The following is a 17,564-nucleotide window of genomic DNA, read 5'->3' as shown; positions in this document are numbered from 1 at the left end:
CCGGCGCCCCGTTTGGCGTAGAGGGCGTCCACCAGAAACTGCCCCGCCGCGACGGTGTGGGCGCCAGCCCGGATGTAGTACCTCTCGTCGTCCGCCATGTGCGGCGCCCGGGCGGACTCGAAGAACTCGACCGCGGCGACGACCTTCCCCGGCTCGATCCGGCCGCGACCGTCGGCGTCCGTAATGAGGTGCGTGCGGTAGCGCGGGGTGGGCAGCACCTGGTGGACGATCACGTCGATCCAGTCCGGCAGCGCCTGCCGGCCGACGACGGGTTCGACCCCGCCGTCGGCGTTGCCTTCGTCGTTCACGCCCATCACGAACACGCCCCCGCCGGTGTTGGCAAAGCCGGAGGCGGCTCGGGACAACTTCTTGCCGAGTTCGGCGAAGCTGGTCCGGCTCGATTTAAACTCCGCCGCGGCCGACTCCCGGTCGGGAAAGACGGTCAGCGGCGGGGCGGGGGACGAGATGGAGTATCCAGCTTCACTGCTTCGAGATCATGTTCGGGTCACTCGTCCCGAAGCAACAGAGATCCTGGGGCCCTCGGTGAGTTTTGGTTTGAGGGGTGTCGTGAACACTGATGAACTCGCTGTGCTTTACAGGGTGCCTGAGTAAGAGTTGATCGTTCTCCTCCGTGCAGCCCTTCTTAAGCACGGCGTCCCAAGGATCCGCTGGCAAGGTCGACAACACGTAATCGCGGCACCGTCTGGCAGTCTCTCCAGTCACGTCTTCGCCGGCCAAACGACGCATACGCAAATCAGAACTAATTTCCTTCCACACCTTCACTGGAACACACCACTGCCCAATTACAGCGTGCCAAGCGATTGAGTCGAGCACCGCAACACAATCACAAACATCGACTTTCACGCTGTGAAAGTACTGTTTACTACTTGGGATGTGGTGGAATTCTTTCAGTGAACACCAGAGTACTTGATGCTCGCCGATCATCTCATAGAGACGTTCTTGCGCTTTACGGATGACCGGTTCATGACGACCCTCCCCCATCCCCAGTTGGATGAGGCCACGAAAGGTTCGGAGGTCGTACCCCTGCCGGGTGTACCAGACCTTCGAAAGAAGGTCGTTAGGCTGCATGGACACAGCCGTTACTTGACGCCCAGCACGTTCACGGCGGAGAGGATCTCGTAGCCCGTCAGCAGGCCGCTGAGGTTGCCGAGGAACTCCGCCGACAGGTTCCAGCGGCCCAGCACCTCGAACAGGGCGTCCAGCCGCTCCGGGTCCACGCCGAGCTTGATCTTCAGCGCTCGGCCCTCTTTGGGCGGGTGGTCTTCGAACTGGCTGACGGTGAGGAAGTCGCCCTCGCCGGCGAGGTTCAGGTGCAGCGCCCGCAGTTCGTCGGCCAGCAGGCCGTCCACGGCCAGGGTGACGTCGATCGGGCCGCCGGTGAGGTAGCGGGCGACCGTCTCCGGTTCTTCCGCGCACAGGCGGCCGGCGGTCTCGCAGGCGGCGTAGAGGACCGCCTCGTCGACCAGGTCGGCCTCGTGCGGGTCGTGGGCGGCGTGGCGGCTCCAGGTCTCGGCGAGCAGGTCGAGCTGCACGTGGGCCGGCACGCACCGCAGGAACGGCACTTCGGTCAGGAACCCGAACCGGGCGTGCGGGTCGCCGTCGCGGGCGTCGTGGACGGCGATTTGCTCCAGCGTGTCGTGGAACGCCGCCCGGAAGGCGACGTAGCACAACACGGTGTGCGGCAGCTTGGTGTCGGCGATTTGGAGCATGGCGGGAGGGGCGGTCCGTCGAGTGCGTCGAGCCGGGGGAGCCGACCGGCGGCGGGAGGGAAGGTCCGGTCCGGGGTCGTCCGTTACGCCCGTGAAGGGGAGGGCCCCCCGGGGGAGGGGACCCCCGGGAAAAGCCGACGGCGAGGGACGGGCGGACCGCGGGGCGGACGCCGTCGAACTCGCCGACCGCGGGGACGACCCGTCGTTGGGTCGACCCTCGCGGGGCGTCGCCATGCTGGGCGGGCGCGGACCCGAACACAACGCTTCCGCCCGGTTTCCGCTCCAGTCGGGGGGGCCGTCGGTCCCCATGTTCCCCGAGCCCGCAGGATCACCACCGCCCTCCCACACCGGGATTCCGCCTCCTCGCCGCGTCCCCACGCCGCACCCCCCACGACATCTGGGGGCGTCCCGCCCCGCGACCCCCACCACGACCGCGGCCGACCCCCAAGAACCCTATCGCCCGCCCGGGCTTTCCCCGGGTTCGCCGGCTGTATCGAAAAAAACGTCTGCGTCGGCCAACTGCGGCGGGGGAAGACGCGTACGAACTCTTGTCCCCGTCGTTCTCTGCTCGACGCCTGTCCTCTGGACGCCAGTTCCCGGGACGGCCCGATGTCCGCGGCGGGGCGGTTGGGACCTCCTCTTCTATCCTCTGCAACGGAACGTTTCGCACGATGCCCGTCTTCAAGCACACTCGCGGCCTGGCGCCGGCCGCCCTCGCCGGACTGCTCGCCGCCGGCGGCACCGCCGCGGCCCTGACCGCCGGCCCCGCCGCCCTGACCGCCGGCCCCACGGCGCCCGCGGCCGCGGTCGCCGCGGTGGGCACGAACGCCACCGCCGCCGACGCCCGGGAGCTCTCCGGCGTCTTCCGCACCGTCGCGGAGCAGGTCATGCCGGCCGTCGTCGCCGTGGAGGCCCGGGTCGAAACGCCCGCGTCCCCCTCCCCGCAGGTCCGCCAGTTCCGCGGCCAGATTCCGCGGGGCATCGATCCGGAGAGCTTCGACCCGTTCAGCGACCCGCAGTTCCGCCGGTTCTTCGAGGACTCTTTCCCCGGCCGCGAATTGCCGGAGGGGTTTCGGTTTGAGCGCAATCAGCTCCGCGGCGTCCCCCGCGGCACGATGCGGGTGAAGAGCGGCTCCGGCGCCGTGATCGACCCCGCCGGGCTGATCCTGACGAACAACCACGTCGTCGAGGGCGCCTCCGAGGTGACCGTCCGCTTCGAAAACGGCGACGAGTACACCACCAGCGACATCCTTACCGACCCGGACACCGACGTCGCCCTGCTGCGGCTGAACCCGGAGGATCTGGGCGACAAGAAGCTGCCCAGCGTGCAGCTGGCGGACAGCTCCCGCACGCAGGTCGGCGACTGGGTGTTGGCCTTCGGCAGCCCGCTGAACCAGCAGTTCAGCATGACCGCCGGCATCGTCAGCGGGAAGAGCCGGACCAGCGGTCTGGCCGCCCGGGAGAACTTCCTCCAGCACGACGCCGCCATCAACCCGGGCAGCTCCGGCGGCCCGCTGGTGAACCTGGACGGGCAGATCGTCGGCGTGAACACCGCGATCAGCAGCCGCGGCGGCGGGTACGACGGCATCAGCTTCGCCGTGCCCAGCAGCGACGCGGAATGGGTCGTGAACCAGTTGGCCGAGAACGGGAAAGTCACCCGGGCCTTCCTGGGCGTGTACATGCAGCCGCTGGACGCCGCCGCCGCCGAAGCCCTCGGCGTGCCGTCCGACGCCGGCGTGCTGGTCGCCGACGTGATCGAGGGCAGTCCCGCCGAGGCCGCCGGCATTGAAGAAGGGGACGTGATCGTCAGCCTCGACGGCCGCGACGTCAGCGACCCCCGCCAGCTGAGCCGCCTGGTGGAACGGCTGGAGATCGGCAAGGAGGTTCCGCTGGCCGTGATCCGCGACGGCGGCCGCCGCACCCTGCAATTGAAGGCCGCGAACCTCTCCGAGGCCCCCACGCAGACCGCCCGCCGCGAACGCCGCCCCGAACGCGGCGACGGCGACGCGGAGATCGGCGAGGTGTTCCAGCTGGACGCCTTCGGTCTGGCCCTCGCCCCGCTGAACGACGAGTGGCGGGACCGGCTGGGCGTGGGCGAAGACGCGACCGGCGCCGTGGTCGTTGCCGTGAAGGGCCCCGCCCGCGCGGCGGGCCTGCGGCCCGGCCAGCTGGTCGAACGCCTCGGCCGGCAGGAGATCGCCTCCGCCGAGGACCTGGAAGCCGCCCTCGAGTCCGTGGACGAGAGCAAGCCGCTGCTGGCCCTGGTCAGCGACCCCCGCGGCGGCAACTCCTCTTTCCGCACCCTGGAGCCGGCCGCCGACCGTCCGGACGCGGACGACGAAGAGTGACGACGAAGAGTTAAAGAGGACTAAAGAGAGGTCGTCGGCCCCAATCCGGCGCCTAAAATGCGGGTCCTCGTGAGAGAGGAGTGAGGAGGGAACCCCCGGTCGGCACGACAGGATCGCCGGCCGGGGGTTTTTTATGGCGCATTTGCTCCGAGCGACCCGGACGCTTCCAGCGTCCGGGTCGCTGCGCGTTGGGGCCGACGGCGGACAGTGCGGCGCCCCGCGGTTCGGCTTCGGGCGGTTTGTCCGGCGACGGGGGCGCGTTTCCCGTCGGCAACGCGGCCTCGGTCGGCACGGCCGGCCGTTGGGTACGTCGGGGGGCCGCCGACGGATAAGATCCTCCCTCTCCTTTGAATCGTCCTTCCTGCGTCCGTCCGGCGAGAGCCCCGTATGAACGTTGTCCGACCCGCCGGTTCGTCTCGAACCCGCCGTTCACGAACCCGCCGCGTCTGGGGCGCCGCCGCGCTGGCCGCGGCGTTGGCGTTGCCCACGCTGACCGTCGCCCGCGGCCCCGTCGAACCCGCGCCCGTCGAACCGGCGCCCGCCGACCCGGCGCCCGCCGACCCGGCGGAGCAGACCTACGACCCGCCGATCGCGGAGGCCTCCGACGAGGGCGAAAACGCCCTCGCCGGGTTCAAACTGCCCGAGGGCGCCACCGGCTCCGTCTGGGCCGCCGAGCCGCTGCTGGCGAACCCCGTGGCGATCGACGTCGACTACCAGGGCCGGTTGTGGGTCTGCGAGACCTTCCGCCAAAGCAAAGGGGTCGAGGACAACCGCGGTCATATGAACTGGCTGCGGGCGGACCTCGCCGCGGAAACGGTTCAGGACCGGGCGGACTACACCCGCGAATATATTGAGGACGCCGACGCCAAATACACCGCGGAGCAGGACCGCATCCGCCTCGTCGTCGACAGCGACGGCGACGGCACGGCCGACGACGCCACGGTCTACGCGGACGGGTTCAACACCCTCGTCTCCGGCACCGGCGCCGGGGTGCTCGCCCGGCCGGACGGGGACGTGTACTACACCTGCATCCCCGATCTCTGGCGGTTGAAGGACACGGACGGCGACGGCGTCGCCGACGAGCGTGAGGTCCTCCACACCGGCTACGGCGTGCGGTTCGCCTTCCGCGGCCACGATATGCACGGGCTCACGATGGGCCCGGACGGCCGCCTGTATTGGTCCATCGGCGACCGCGGCTTCCACGTGATCACCCCGGAGGGCGAAACGCTGGCGATGCCGGACGCCGGCGCCGTCTTCCGCAGCGAACTGGACGGCAGCGGGCTGGAGATCTTCGCCTACGGCCTGCGGAACCCGCAGGAGATCGCCTTCGACGACGCCGGCAACCTGTTCACCTGGGACAACAACTCCGACAGCGGCGACCGGGCCCGCTGGGTGCACGTGCTGCAGGGCGCCGACAGCGGCTGGCGGATGTACTTTCAGTACCTGCCGGACCGCGGCCCCTGGAACCGGGAGATGATGTGGATCCCCCGCGACACCCCGGCGGAGGTGAAGTTCGGGGCCAGCGGCGTCCCCCAGGACGCCGCCGCCGCCCAGGTGCAGCCGGCCCACGTGTTCCCCCCGCTGGCGAACATCGGCGACGGTCCCAGCGGCCTGACCTACGACCCCGGCGTCGGCCTGCCGCCGGAGCTCCGGGGGCACTTTTTCGCCTGCGACTTCCGCGGCACCCCCGGCAACAGCGGCGTGCGGCACTGGACCAACGAACGCGACGGCGCCACCTTCAAACCGGTCGACGAGGGCCAATACGTCTGGGGCGTGCTCGCCACCGACGCGACCTTCGCCCCGGACGGCAGCCTGTTCGTCTCCGACTGGGTGACCGGCTGGACCGGCGTCGGCAAGGGCCGCGTCTATCGCTTCGCCCAATCCGAATATTTGGCCGAGGAGAGCGCCGACATCCTCGCCGCGGGTTTTGACGAGGCGAACGAATATCGCCTGCTGGAATTGTTGAACCACGCCGACCGCCGCGTGCGGGCGGAGGCGCAGTATGAACTGGGCGCCCGCAACGCGACCGACGCCCTGCTGAGCGTCGCCGAGGACGCCACCGCCGACCCCTTCGCCCGCCGGCACGCCCTCTGGGGCTACGGCCAGTGCGTGCGGGTCCACGGCGCCGACCCGGCCCCGCTGGCGACGCTCGCCACGGACACGGATCCGATCCTGCGGTGGTGGGCGCTCCGTCTGCTGGGCGAGAACGCGGCCGATCAGTACGCCGAGTTGTTCGCCGCCGCGTTGCAGGCCGACGACGCCCGCGTCGTGCGGGAGGCCGCACTGGCGCTGGGCGAAACGACGACGCCCGCCCCGATCGCGACCGCTCAGCTGCGGGAGGTGATCGCCGCCCACGGCGACGACCCGGCCCTGTTCCACGCCGCGACCGTCGGCCTGGCGGCGACCGCCGAGCCGGGCGAGTTGGCGGCGTTCCTCGGAGCCTCCTTCGCCTCCCGGCCGGGGCTCAGCGACGACGAAGTCGCCGCCCAGAACGAGCGCCTGCACACGGCGGCCGCGGTCGCTCTGCGGCGGGCGGGGGCCTGGGCGGGGCTCGCCGACGCCCTCGGCCGGGGCGGGGCGGAGAACCCCGCGGTGCGGCTGGAATTGGCCCGGGCCGTGATCGACGAACCGGCCGTCGCGGCGTCCGGCCCGGCGCTGTTCGCCCTCGCCACCACCACGCAGTTCGGCGAGGAGCCGACCCGCGACCCGCTGCTCCGCCGCGTGTTGATGGCGAACTTCCTGCTCGGCGACGCCTCCGCGGCGGCCCGGGTGGCGGCGGTCGCGGCGGACCGTGATCTGCCCTCCTCGCTGCGGGAGGAGGCGATCGAAACGCTGACGATGTGGGACGCCCCGGACCGCCTCGACCGCGTCACCGGCCGGCTCCGCCCCGCCGCGGAGTGGGCCGCCGCCAACCCGGCCAACCGGGTCGTCTCCGCGACGGAGGCGGCGAGGGAAAACGAACGGGACGGACAGGACGAGATCGCTCGCGACGCCGCCTTCCTGCCGGCCCTGCTGACCGAAAACGCCCCGGCCCTGCTGGACGGCTCCGAAAAGGTGCGGGCCGCCGCGGTGGAACTGCTGGCGAAGTACAAGATCGAGGCCTCGCTGGATTCGATGCGGGCCCTCGCCGAGGACGCCTCCCAGCCGTCGGAGGTCCGCGTCGCCGCGGTGCGGGCCGTGGACGATCTGGCCGACGACCCGGCGGTGGCGATCGCCGTCGCCCGTTCCGCCCTCGCCGCCGAGGACCCCGCCGTCCGGGCGACCGCCCGGGCCGTGCTGGTGAAGCGCGACCCGGCCTCCGCCGTGGGGCTGCTCTCCGAGGCCTTGGAGGAGGGCGCCGCGCTGGAGCGCCAGCGGGCCGTCGTCGCGCTGGCCGGGCTGGAGTCCGAGGAGGCCGACGCCGTGATCGAGGTGTGGCTGAAGCGCCTGTTGGACGGCGAGGCCCCGCCGGAGATCACCCTCGAACTGCTCGAAGCGGCCTCCACCCGCAAGGACGGGGCCCTGGGCGAGTACCTGGCGATGTACGAGGAGAGCCGCGGGCCGGACAAGCTGGACCAATGGACCGAAGCCCTGACCGGCGGCGACGTGGCGGCCGGCAGAGAGATCTTCTTCGGCCGCAGCGCCGCGAGCTGTCGGCGCTGCCACATCGCCGAGGGCGAGGGCGGCGAGGTCGGCCCTCGGCTGGACGGCATCGCCGCCAAGCGGGACCGGGCCTACCTGCTGGAGTCGATCGTCGTCCCCAGCGCCAAGATCGCCGAGGGCTTCGCCACCGCCGTGGTCCTCAAGGAAGACGGCCAGGTCGTCACCGGCGTGCTGAAAAGCGAAACGGACGAGGCCCTGACCCTCGTCCTGCCGATCGCCGAGGAGGTGGTGATCCCGACGGAGACGATCCTCGACCGGGCCGACGGCCCCAGCGCCATGCCGGCCGACATCCCGGACGCCCTCACCAAGCGGGAGATGCGGGATCTGGTCGAATACCTCGCCAGCCTCAAAACCGCCCCCGACGGCGAACACGGCGGTGCGGAAGGCGAGTGAAGTCGTTCCCGAGCCCTGCCCGTAAGGGCGGGGCCGTTCACACGCCCCCGCCCGGCGGACCGGCGCCCGGCCACGCTTCGGCGTCCTCTCTCGTCCCGACGCTCTGCGTCGGGACGTACGGGCCGCGGAGCGGCCGGACGCTCCGCGTCCCGTGCGGGGCGACGCAGAGCGTCGCCCCGAGAGGAGTAGAAGCAGACAGACCCGCGCTGCGGTCGCGGGTGAGCGGCCCCTCCCTCACGGTCAGGGCTCGGGCGGTGGGTGCCCCCTACGGCTTCACCGCATAAACCTTCACGCTGGCGGCGTAGTCGTTGATGTCGTGCTCGGCCAGCAGTTTGGCCAGCCGGGCGTGCAGCGTGGGGTCGGCGTTCGCGTCGGCCTGCTCGGCGGGGGAGCAGCACCCGCTGTCCAGCACCGCCAACCCGCTCGAACCGGCGTCGCCAGCGGCGGGGGAGCAGCACGCCCCTTGACCGTCCACGCTGGCGTAGGCGTTCAGGTCGGCGCCCTCGTCGATCACCTTCACCTCGCCGAAGCCGGCCTCGGACAGGCCGGTCTGAAATTGTTCGATCGGGATCGCCCCGGCGATGCAGCCGACGTAGGCCCCGACGTCGTCTTTGACGGCGTCGGGCAGCGGCTTTTTGAGGGCGATGTCGCTCACCGCCAGGCGGCCGCCGGGCTTGAGGACGCGGGCGATCTCCCGGAACACCGCCGGTTTGTCCGGGGCGAGGTTGATCACGCAGTTGGAGATCACGCAGTCCACCGAGGCGTCCGGCAGCGGCAGGGCGTCGATGGTCGCGTGGTGGAACTCCACGTTCGTCAGCGGGCCGCCGTCGGGGCCGGCGGTCGCGGCGTTGGCCCGGGCGCGGTCCAGCATCGCGGGGGTCATGTCGACGCCGATCGCCTTGCCCGTCGGCCCGACCTTGCGGGCGGCGAGGAACACGTCCAGCCCCCCGCCGCAGCCCAGATCGACGACCACCTCGCCTTCCCGCAGGTTCGCCGTCGCGGTCGGGTTCCCGCAGGACAGGCCCATGTTGGCGGCGGCGGGAATGCTGTCGAGTTCCTCCGCGGAGTACCCGAAGGCCTCCGCGACGGCCCGCACGCCGGCCTCCGCCCCCGTCAGGGCGCTGGCGGCGACGGCGCCGTAGTTCTCGCGGACGTTGTCCTGAATCGTGGCGGTCATGGGCTCGTCGGGTCCGCTCGGCGGATCAGGTGGGAAAACGGTCGCCGAATCCTAGACGGTCCGCACAGCGGACCCTACGCCGCGGCCCGCAGCAGTGACTTTCCCGGCCGCCAGACCTCCGCGGCGGCGACGTTGGCCCGCAGGTTGGCGGCGCTGGCGGTGCCGATCACCAGCGAACTCACCCCCGGCCCGTCCAGCCCGAACCGCACCGCGGCGGCAGGGTCGTGCCGGCCGGCGGCGAGGGCCTTTTTGACCAGCACGCCGACGCCCCGCCGCTCCGCCTCCGCCATCACCGCCGCGTGGGAGGTGTCGTCGGCGTGATATTCGACCATCACCACATCCGCCCACGTCAACGCTTGGGCGCAGCCGGCGGGCGTCTTGCCGGACAGCCCCACGCCGCGGGCCAGCCCGCGGCTCTTCAAATCCAGCAGCGTCTCCACCGCGTCGGTTTCGTTCTGAATGAACGCGTCCCGGCCGTCGGAGTGAATTAAGAGCAGGTCGACCGCGTCCGTCTTCAACGTCCGCAGGCTCCGCACGACGGAACTGAACACCGCGGTGCGGCTGAAGTCGTACCGACTGACGGATTCGCCGGACGGGCCGAGCCCCCACCGTTCGCCCACCTTCGTGCACAGGGCGAACTCCTCGCGACGGTGCGCGAGAAACCGGCCGATGCGGGCCTCGCTGGCCCCGTAGGCCGGGGCGGTGTCGATCAGCGTGACGCCGGCGTCCAGGGCGGCGTTCAGCAGGCTTTCCGCCTCCGCGTCCGTGGGCAGCGGGTAGGGCGTGGGATATTTGATGCCGCGGTTGCGGCCGATCTTGAACGCCCCGAAGGAGACGGGCGAAACCGACAGGCCGGTGCGGCCGAGGGGGCGGGGGGTCATGGCGGCTCTGTAGGGTCCGCTCTGCGGACCGTGCAGGGGGAACGAAGTTGGATCCGGACGGTCCGCGGAGCGAACCCTACGCGGCCCGCCGCAGCGGTTCGGGAAGGTTTTGCCACGCACAGCGCTCCCACGGCGGGGCGGCGACGGGCGGACGCGGCCAGTCCGCGGGGGGCGTGAACGCGGCGCCGGACGCCGGCCCCGCCGCGACCGCCAGCCGGGCGGCCAGCACGGGGGCGAGGACCAGCTTCGTCGGCCAGCCGACGTGCAGGTTGCCGCCCGGTTCGCCGACCGTGTACAGCTGGGCGTCCTCCGGCCGCTGTCCGCCGGCGTGGCCCTCGGCCCGGTCCACCCGGTAGGTCGCGAACTCGCAGCCGGACAGGTCCAGCCCGGGGATCGCCTCGGTCAGTTCCCGCTCCGCCCGGGCGATCAGCGGTTTCGGGTCGAGGTGCACCCCGTCCTCGGCGAGCTGTCCGCCCACCTGCCAGACGACCTGCCCCGAAGAGTCCCGGTCGGAGGTGACGGTCACCCGCGTCTTCGCCCCGTCCACGCAGTGCCCGGACAGCGCCGGCAGGTTCGCTCCCCGGACGAGAACCATATGGAGCGGCCGGCGCTGCATCGTCGGCAGGGCGCCGGCGAGGCGCTCGGCGGCCGGCAGGTTGAGGGATTGGAGAAGCCCCTCGTTCCCGGCCCCCGCGGTGAGGGCGACGTGCCGGGGGGCGACGGAGAGCGTGCGGCCGTCCGGGGCGGTCAACGCGACGGTGTCGATCCGCCCGCCGGCGGTCCGGAAGGTGAGGCCGTCCTCGGCGACTTGCAGCAGGCGGTCGAGGTTGCGGGCCCGCAGGTTCGCCACCAGCCCGGCCGGGGAGAGGACCTGTTCGTCCAGCCGGCAGACCGGCCCCTTCACGCCCCGCAGCACGGGAGGCACGTCGGCGGGGGCGAGGGCCGTGGGGGCGACCCGCAGCCCGGCCTTGGCCCCGATCATGCCGAGCCGGCCGGTCAACGATTCGCTCCGCCACAGCAGGCAGTGCGCGGCGCGAACGGGGGTCTCCGAGAGGTCCGGGTGCCGCCCGCCGGCGGGGCCTTCGTTCGGGAACACCGGGTCCGGGTTTCCCTCGACGCACCGGCGCCAGAGGCCGGGCATCTCGCGGATATTTTTCGCGCTGCCGGTCAGCAGGCCGGTGAGGGTGTATTTGAGCCCGCCGTGGACGATCCCCTGGCTGGCGACCGTCTGCCCGGCGCCCAGTGCACCCCGCTCGACCAGCACACAGGAGAGCCCGCGGCCGCTCAGCACGTCCAGCGCCCACAGCCCCGCGATCCCTCCGCCGACGATCAGCACGTCGAGCGGCGAAGCGTCGGCGGGGCGGGGGGCGACGGCGGCGTTCATGAGAGGGGTTGTAGACCCCGCCGCCCGCGCGGGGAACGGCGATACGCGCCGCGGGTCGGCGCCGTTTCCGCCGGCAACCGCCTCGGGCCGCGTCATCGGGGCGGGGAATCCCGGCGAAGTGGGGCTTCCGGCCGTCAGCGTTCGTCAGGCGCTTCCCGACTTGCTACTGATAACCGGATCGTCCGCGTCGTTCCGCCGCAAACGCCTCCTCATTACATGGCCGACCGCCCCGAGTCCGCCGAATCGATCGCGCTCCCCCGGGAACCGATCCACCGGTTGATCACGCCGATCAACCGCTTTCTGCACGTGGAGGCGGCGAGCGGCGTCGTCCTGCTGCTCTGCACGGTCGCGGCTCTCGCGGCGGCCAACTCCGCCGTCGCCGCGGAGTATCTCGCCTTCTGGAAGACGCCGGTCGGCATTTCCCTGGGGGAGTTCGAACTGCGGCATTCACTGAAACACTGGATCAACGACGGGTTGATGGCGGTGTTCTTCTTCGTGATTGGGCTGGAGGTCAAACGCGAGATCGCATTGGGCGAACTGCGGGACGTGCGGCGGGCCGCCCTGCCCCTCGCCGCGGCGATCGGCGGGATGCTCGTCCCGGCGGGGACGTATCTGGCGCTGCGGTTCGGCGAGGTCGGGCAGCAGGGCTGGGGCGTGCCGATGGCCACGGACATCGCCTTCGTTGTGGGCTGCGTGGCGGTTCTCGGCCGGCGGATCCCGTCCGCGCTCCGCGTCGTGCTGCTCTCGCTGGCGATCATCGACGACATCGGCGCGATCCTCGTCATCGCCTTCGGGTACACCGACTCTTTGAATTGGGTTTGGCTGACGGCGGGCGTCGCCGGCATCGCGGTCGTCTTGGCGATGCAGCGGTTGGGGGTCCGCAGCATCGGCGTGTACACGCTGATCGGGGCGTTCGTTTGGCTCGGGTTCCACGAGTCCGGCGTGCACGCCACGATCGCCGGCGTGATTTTGGGGCTGCTCACGCCGGCCCGCCCCTATCTGGAAGGCGGGATCGGCGGGGAACTGCTGCGGCGGGCCAGCGACGTGGTCCACGGCGGGGGTTGGGAAGAGGAACCCCACCGGGCGGAGAAGATTCGCCGAGTCCGCCGCGCGACGCGCGAAACGATTTCGCCGTTGGAATATCTCATCTTCCTGCTGCACCCCTGGGTCGCCTTCGTGATCATGCCGATCTTCGCGCTGGCCAACGCCGGGGTGCCCTTCCGGGTCGCGGACGCGACCTCCCCCGTGGCCCTGGCCGTGGCGCTGGGGCTCGCCGTCGGCAAACCGGCCGGCATCCTGTCGTTGAGCTGGCTGGCGCTGAAACTCGGCCTGGCCCAACTCCCGCGGGGGGTGACTTGGCGGCACCTCGCCGGCGGGGGCTACCTGGCGGGCATCGGGTTCACGATGGCGCTGTTCATCTCGGGGCTCGCGTTTGAGGACGAAGCCCTGCTGCGGTCGGCGAAAGTCGGCGTGCTCCTGGGCTCGCTGGTCAGTGCCGTCGTCGGGGTGGCGATCCTCGCCACGGCCGCCGCGCCGCCGGAGGAAGTCGCGGCGGAGCCGGTCGACGCGACCGCCGGGGGCCTCCGCGGGGCGACGGCGTGAGCCCCGCGGGCGTCCGCGGAGCCGGTCGCGGAAGGCCTGCCGCCCGGCGTCAGGGCGTCCGGGGGCGCTCGTGCGAGAAGCGGGCCGATCGCGGGTCGAGTTCGTCGCCGCGCGTTTCCGCAAGGCTGGAATACAGCTCCGGCCGTCGCCCCCGGATCCACCGGCGCCCGGTGCATAACTCGAGCTGTTCGGCCTGAAGCTCCGCGACGACCATTTCGTCCTGAGCCTTCCAGGTTTCGGCCAAGATCCGACCGTACGGGTCCAGGATCATCGCGTTGCCGGTGCGCACCTCGTCGTCGTCCGCCCCCACGCCGTTGCTGAAGATTAAGAACATCCCGTTGTCGTGGGCCCGCGCCGGCAGCCACCGCATGAGCCACGCGCGGCCCTTCGGCCCCTGAAACTCCGCCTCGATCGCCGCCGGGTCGACGTCTCGGTTCTCCCACAGCCGGGGGTCGATAAGCCCCATGGCGCCCGGACTGCGGGAATTGCAGCCGCCGGTCTGGTGGGGGGCCAGAAGGATCTCGGCCCCCAACAGGGCCGTCGCCCGGGCGTTTTCAACCAGGTTGTTGTCCCAACAGGTGAGCACGCCGACGCGGCAACCCTGCGGCGCGTCGAAGACCGTATAGCGGTCGCCGCTCGCCATGTGTTCGCTGATAAAACAGTGCAGCTTCCGATGGCAGGCGTGCGTGCCGTCGGGCATGGCGACGACGTAGGAATTATACAGCCGGCCGTCCTCCGCCGCTTCGATCAGTCCGGCGCCGATCGTCATGCGATGCCGCTCGGACAGCGACAATAACGTCCTCGTCGTGGGGCCGTCGGGGACGGGTTCCGCGAGCGCCTCGATCTCCGGCCTGGCGAGGTTTCGCACATGCCAGTACCCCGTCACGCACATCTCGGGGAAGGCGATTAATTCCACGTTTTGACCGGCCGCCGCTTGGACGAACCGTTCGATCACGCCGAGGTTGTACGCTTTGCCCCCCGCGCGGTGATTGAACTGCACGGCGGCGACGTTGAGGTCTCTCATGAAACTCTGGAGGTGGAGGTTCGTCGCACTGATGAACGGCTCCTCGCGCGATGGCGCCGATCCGGCGCCGAGAGCGGCGGAAGCGGCCGCCCGACGGGTCGCCTGCCGCGGCCAGCCGGGCGGGTTTACCCCCCGCTCGCCGAAGCGCCGATTTTCAGAACGGCCAGGAACGGGCGGTGGTCGGAGGCGACCTTCTCCTCGATCGCCACGCTTTTCGTCAGATCGATCGAAACCGAGGAGCGGGACGAGCAAGTCGCGATGAAATCGATCTGGACGTTGGGATCGGCCGCCGGATACGTCGGGGCTTCGCCCTCGCCGAGCAGACGCCAACTCTTGGCGAGCGTCTTCAGCGATTCGGCGTCGCGGGTCGCGTTCAAATCTCCGCCGAGGATCGCCGGCTCGGTCCACTCCGCAACGAGCGCCCGCATCGCGTGCGCCGACGCGAGGCGGTTCTCCTCGCTGCGGTGATCCCAGTGGGTCGACAGCACGCGGCAGACGCCGCAGCCGGGAATCTTCACCTCCGCGACGAGCGCCCCGCGGGGCTCCGCGCCGCCGTCGGGCAACGCGTGGTTTTGCGAACTGAGAATGGGATAACGCGACAGGATCGCGTTGCCGTACTGGCCGCCCGCATACGGCAGATTGGCGCCGAACGCGGAGTGCATCCCCGTGAGCCGGGCCAGTTCCTTCGCCTGATCCACGCCGCCGGCCCGCTGCGTCTTCACGTCCACTTCCTGGAGCAACACGACGTCCGCCTCGGTCGCCAGAATGACCCCCGCGATCCGCTCCAGGTCGATCCGCCCGTCGGCGCCCTCCCCGTGGTGAATGTTATAGGTGAGGACTCGAATTTCCCGCCCCGGGTCGTCCGGCTCCGGCGAACCGGGAGCGAGCAGTCCGAGGAGGCAGAACGCCGGAAGGAGAACGGCCATAGGTCTTCCCAAGGCAAAAGGGACTCGCGAGAGGCGGCGTCGCGAGCCGGACCCGCCCGCGACATCCTAAGCCATGCGGGCGGCGAACGGGTCGGCGACGGCCGTCGGATCGAACCGAGCGGGTTCGTCGGCGACCGCGAACGGCCGCGGGCGAGAGGCGTCCGTCGGAGCGGCCCCCCGTTTTCGTTCACTCCGCCTGCTCACCGGCGGCCAGTGCCGCCCGCAGCACGCGCAGGGCGTTCCCGCCCATGATGCCGCGGATCTGTTCCTCGGTATAACCGCGGTCCAGCAGGCCTTGGGTGAGGCGGGGGTAGGCGGCGACGTCCTCCAACCCGGCCGGGAGCGTGGAGACGCCGTCGTAGTCCCCGCCCAGGCCCACGTGCTCCGGGCCGGCGACCTTCACCAGGTGATCGAGGTGGTCCAGCACGTCGTGGATCGTGCCGGGGCGGAGCGGATGGTCCTTCCGCCATTCTCGCTCCAGGCGGTCGCGGGCGGCTTCGTCGTCCGGGTATCGGGCCAGGGCCTCCCGGCGGACCGCATAGATCCCGGCCTGCTCCGCGGCGACTTCGGGCACCACGAAGGCGCTATAAAAGTTCGCCATCACCACGCCGCCGTTCTCCTTCAGGCGCTTTAATACGTCGTCCGGCACGTTGCGAGGGTGTTTCGCCACGGCCCGGGCGGAGGAGTGACTGAAAATCACCGGGGCGGTCGTCACGTCCAGGGCGTCGTGCATCGTCGCCGCGGAGACGTGCGAGAGGTCCACCAGCATGCCGAGCCGGTTCATCTCCCTGACCACCTCCACCCCGAACGGGCTCAGGCCGTCGCTTTTCGGTTCGTCGGTGGCGCTGTCCGCCCAGTCCAGCGTGGCGGAGTGTGTCAACGTCATATAGGCCGCCCCGGCTTCGCGAAATTTTCGTAACAGGCCGAGCGAGTTCTCGAGCGCGTGGCCGCCCTCCATGCCGATGAGGGAGGCGATCTTCCCCTCGGCCCGGGCGGCCTCCACCTCCTCGGCGGTGCGGCAGAGGGCGAACGTGTTCGGGTGCCGGCGGATCATTTCCTTCACGATCGCGATCTGTTCGAACACCGCGGTCGCGGCGCCCCGCTGCGTGGCGGGCACGTAGACGCTCCAGAACTGCATCCCCACCCCGCCGGCCCGCAGGCGGGGGATGTCCGTGTGCAAACTCGGCACGCCGGCGGCGAGATCGAACTGCGAGAAGTCCGAGCCGAAGTCCGTGCGAATCGCCCACGGCAGATCGTTGTGCCCGTCCGCCACCAACAACGAGCGGTGCAGGGCGGCGGCCTCCGGCGACACGACGATCGGCCCGCGATCGTTCTCGGTTCCGGGGGCGGTGGCACCGTCGGCAGGTGGGGCGAAGGCGGCGGCGAGGAGCAGGGCGGCGAGGTTCATGCCGGCGAGGATACCGGCGCCCGACGGCCGGCGGGGGCCCTGACGGCGAACCGAAACGCCTTCGGCGTTACGCTCCGCCCTCGTCCGCGGTTCCCGCCGCGTTCCGTCCGCGTTCTTCGTTCGTCTTCCGCCCCCCATGAGTTCCGCCGTCGCCACTGAACCTCAGCACATTCGCGTCGGGCACAGCCCGGACCCGGACGACGCGTTCATGTTTCACGCGTTGGCGAACGACAAGATCCCCACGCCGGGGTATCGGTTCACGCACGATCTGGTGGACATCGAAACGCTCAACCGGCGGGCCCTCGAGGGGACCGACCTGCTGGAGCTGACCGCCGTCAGCCTGCACGGGATGGCCCACCTCACCGACAAGTACGCCATCTGCAACTGCGGGGCGAGCATGGGCGACGGCTACGGGCCGCGCGTCGTCGCCCGGCAGCCGTGGACCGTCGACGACCTCCGCGGCAAACGGATCGCCGTGCCGGGGACGCTGACGACGGCCTTCCTCAGTCTCAAACTGATCCTCGGGGACGACTTCGAGTACGAGGTCCGCCCGTTCGACACGATGCTGGACGTGGTCGAAGCCGGCGAGTTCGACGCCGGGCTGGTCATCCACGAGGGGCAGCTGACCTACCCGGATCAGGGGCTGCACCTCGTCGTGGACACCGGCGTCTGGTTCCAGGAGCAGACCGGCCTGCCGTTGCCGCTGGGCTGCAACGCGATCCGCAAGGATCTCGGGGCGGAGACGATGAACGAGGTCACGGCGATCCTGAAGCAGTCCATCCAATACGGGTTGGAGCACCGGCAGGAGGCCCTCGAGTACGCCGCCAAGTGGGGCCGCGGGCTGGACGACACGCGCAACGACGAGTTCGTGCAGATGTACGTCAACGACTGGACGCTGGACTTCGGCGACCGCGGCCGGGCCGCGGTGCGGGAACTGCTGAAGCGCGGGCACGAAGCCGGCGTGATCCCCGAACCGGCCGAGGTGGAGTTCGTGGGGTGAGGCGGCGCCGGGGGGGCGGCGTCCTGTAGGGTCCGCTGTGCGGACCGTT

12 protein-coding genes are annotated in these 17,564 nt (G+C 70.8%); 4 read left to right on the top strand and 8 right to left on the bottom strand.

Annotation, left to right across the window (positions count from 1 at the left end):
• Both ACG2DA_RS15595 and ACG2DA_RS15590 read right to left on the bottom strand, forming a co-directional pair.
• A partial coding sequence (locus tag ACG2DA_RS15595; RefSeq protein ID WP_395256714.1) for a helix-turn-helix domain-containing protein occupies positions 1-365 on the bottom strand: 365 nt, incomplete at its 3' end.
• A gap of 735 nt (positions 366-1,100) precedes the next feature.
• The gene (locus ACG2DA_RS15590) at positions 1,101-1,730 is read right to left on the bottom strand and encodes a hypothetical protein (protein ID WP_395256713.1); all 630 of its coding nucleotides are present in this window, start codon (positions 1,728-1,730) and stop codon (positions 1,101-1,103) included.
• Between the two features lie 671 nt (positions 1,731-2,401).
• On the opposite strand from ACG2DA_RS15590, the gene ACG2DA_RS15585 reads away from it, so the two are divergent.
• On the top strand, positions 2,402-4,078 hold the full coding sequence (locus tag ACG2DA_RS15585) for a trypsin-like peptidase domain-containing protein (RefSeq protein ID WP_395256712.1): 1,677 nt from the start codon (positions 2,402-2,404) through the stop codon (positions 4,076-4,078).
• Positions 4,079-4,465: 387 nt separating this feature from the next.
• Positions 4,466-8,113: a PVC-type heme-binding CxxCH protein gene (locus ACG2DA_RS15580; protein ID WP_395256711.1), complete on the top strand. Its 3,648-nt coding sequence runs from the start codon at positions 4,466-4,468 to the stop codon at positions 8,111-8,113.
• Positions 8,114-8,378: 265 nt separating this feature from the next.
• Here the strand turns inward: ACG2DA_RS15580 and arsM are convergent, their stop codons facing one another.
• From arsM to ACG2DA_RS15565, 3 genes are all read right to left on the bottom strand, one after another.
• A complete protein-coding gene (arsM, locus tag ACG2DA_RS15575) occupies positions 8,379-9,290 on the bottom strand; it encodes an arsenite methyltransferase (RefSeq protein ID WP_395256710.1) in 912 nt (303 codons plus the stop codon).
• Between the two features lie 74 nt (positions 9,291-9,364).
• On the bottom strand, positions 9,365-10,171 hold the full coding sequence (locus ACG2DA_RS15570) for an aldo/keto reductase (protein ID WP_395256709.1): 807 nt from the start codon (positions 10,169-10,171) through the stop codon (positions 9,365-9,367).
• A gap of 76 nt (positions 10,172-10,247) precedes the next feature.
• Entirely contained in the window at positions 10,248-11,555 is a 1,308-nt protein-coding gene (locus tag ACG2DA_RS15565) for an FAD-dependent oxidoreductase (protein ID WP_395256708.1), read from the bottom strand.
• 216 nt (positions 11,556-11,771) lie between these two features.
• Here ACG2DA_RS15565 and nhaA point away from each other — a divergent pair, with 216 nt between their 5' ends.
• Positions 11,772-13,157 (top strand): Na+/H+ antiporter NhaA, encoded by a 1,386-nt coding sequence (nhaA, locus tag ACG2DA_RS15560; RefSeq protein ID WP_395256707.1) that lies wholly within the window; start codon positions 11,772-11,774, stop codon positions 13,155-13,157.
• A 49-nt stretch (positions 13,158-13,206) separates the two neighbouring features.
• Here the strand turns inward: nhaA and ACG2DA_RS15555 are convergent, their stop codons facing one another.
• The 3 genes from ACG2DA_RS15555 to ACG2DA_RS15545 all read right to left on the bottom strand — a co-directional run bounded on the left by ACG2DA_RS15555 (position 13,207) and on the right by ACG2DA_RS15545 (position 16,515).
• Positions 13,207-14,181: a nitrilase family protein gene (locus tag ACG2DA_RS15555; protein WP_395256706.1), complete on the bottom strand. Its 975-nt coding sequence runs from the start codon at positions 14,179-14,181 to the stop codon at positions 13,207-13,209.
• Positions 14,182-14,306: 125 nt separating this feature from the next.
• Entirely contained in the window at positions 14,307-15,107 is an 801-nt protein-coding gene (locus tag ACG2DA_RS15550; RefSeq protein WP_395256705.1) for an endonuclease/exonuclease/phosphatase family protein, read from the bottom strand.
• Between the two features lie 187 nt (positions 15,108-15,294).
• Entirely contained in the window at positions 15,295-16,515 is a 1,221-nt protein-coding gene (locus ACG2DA_RS15545) for a dipeptidase (protein WP_395256704.1), read from the bottom strand.
• Positions 16,516-16,651: 136 nt separating this feature from the next.
• Here ACG2DA_RS15545 and ACG2DA_RS15540 point away from each other — a divergent pair, with 136 nt between their 5' ends.
• Positions 16,652-17,515 carry a menaquinone biosynthesis family protein gene (locus ACG2DA_RS15540; protein WP_395256703.1) on the top strand — a complete coding sequence of 288 codons (864 nt, stop codon included), beginning with the start codon at positions 16,652-16,654 and terminating at the stop codon, positions 17,513-17,515.
• Positions 17,516-17,564 lie beyond the last annotated feature (49 nt).

The sequence above is a fragment of the Alienimonas sp. DA493 genome (assembly GCF_043951915.1).
GTDB lineage: Bacteria > Planctomycetota > Planctomycetia > Planctomycetales > Planctomycetaceae > Alienimonas.
Note: the sequence above shows the minus strand (reverse complement) of the source record. Positions and strands in the feature narration are given on the sequence as shown.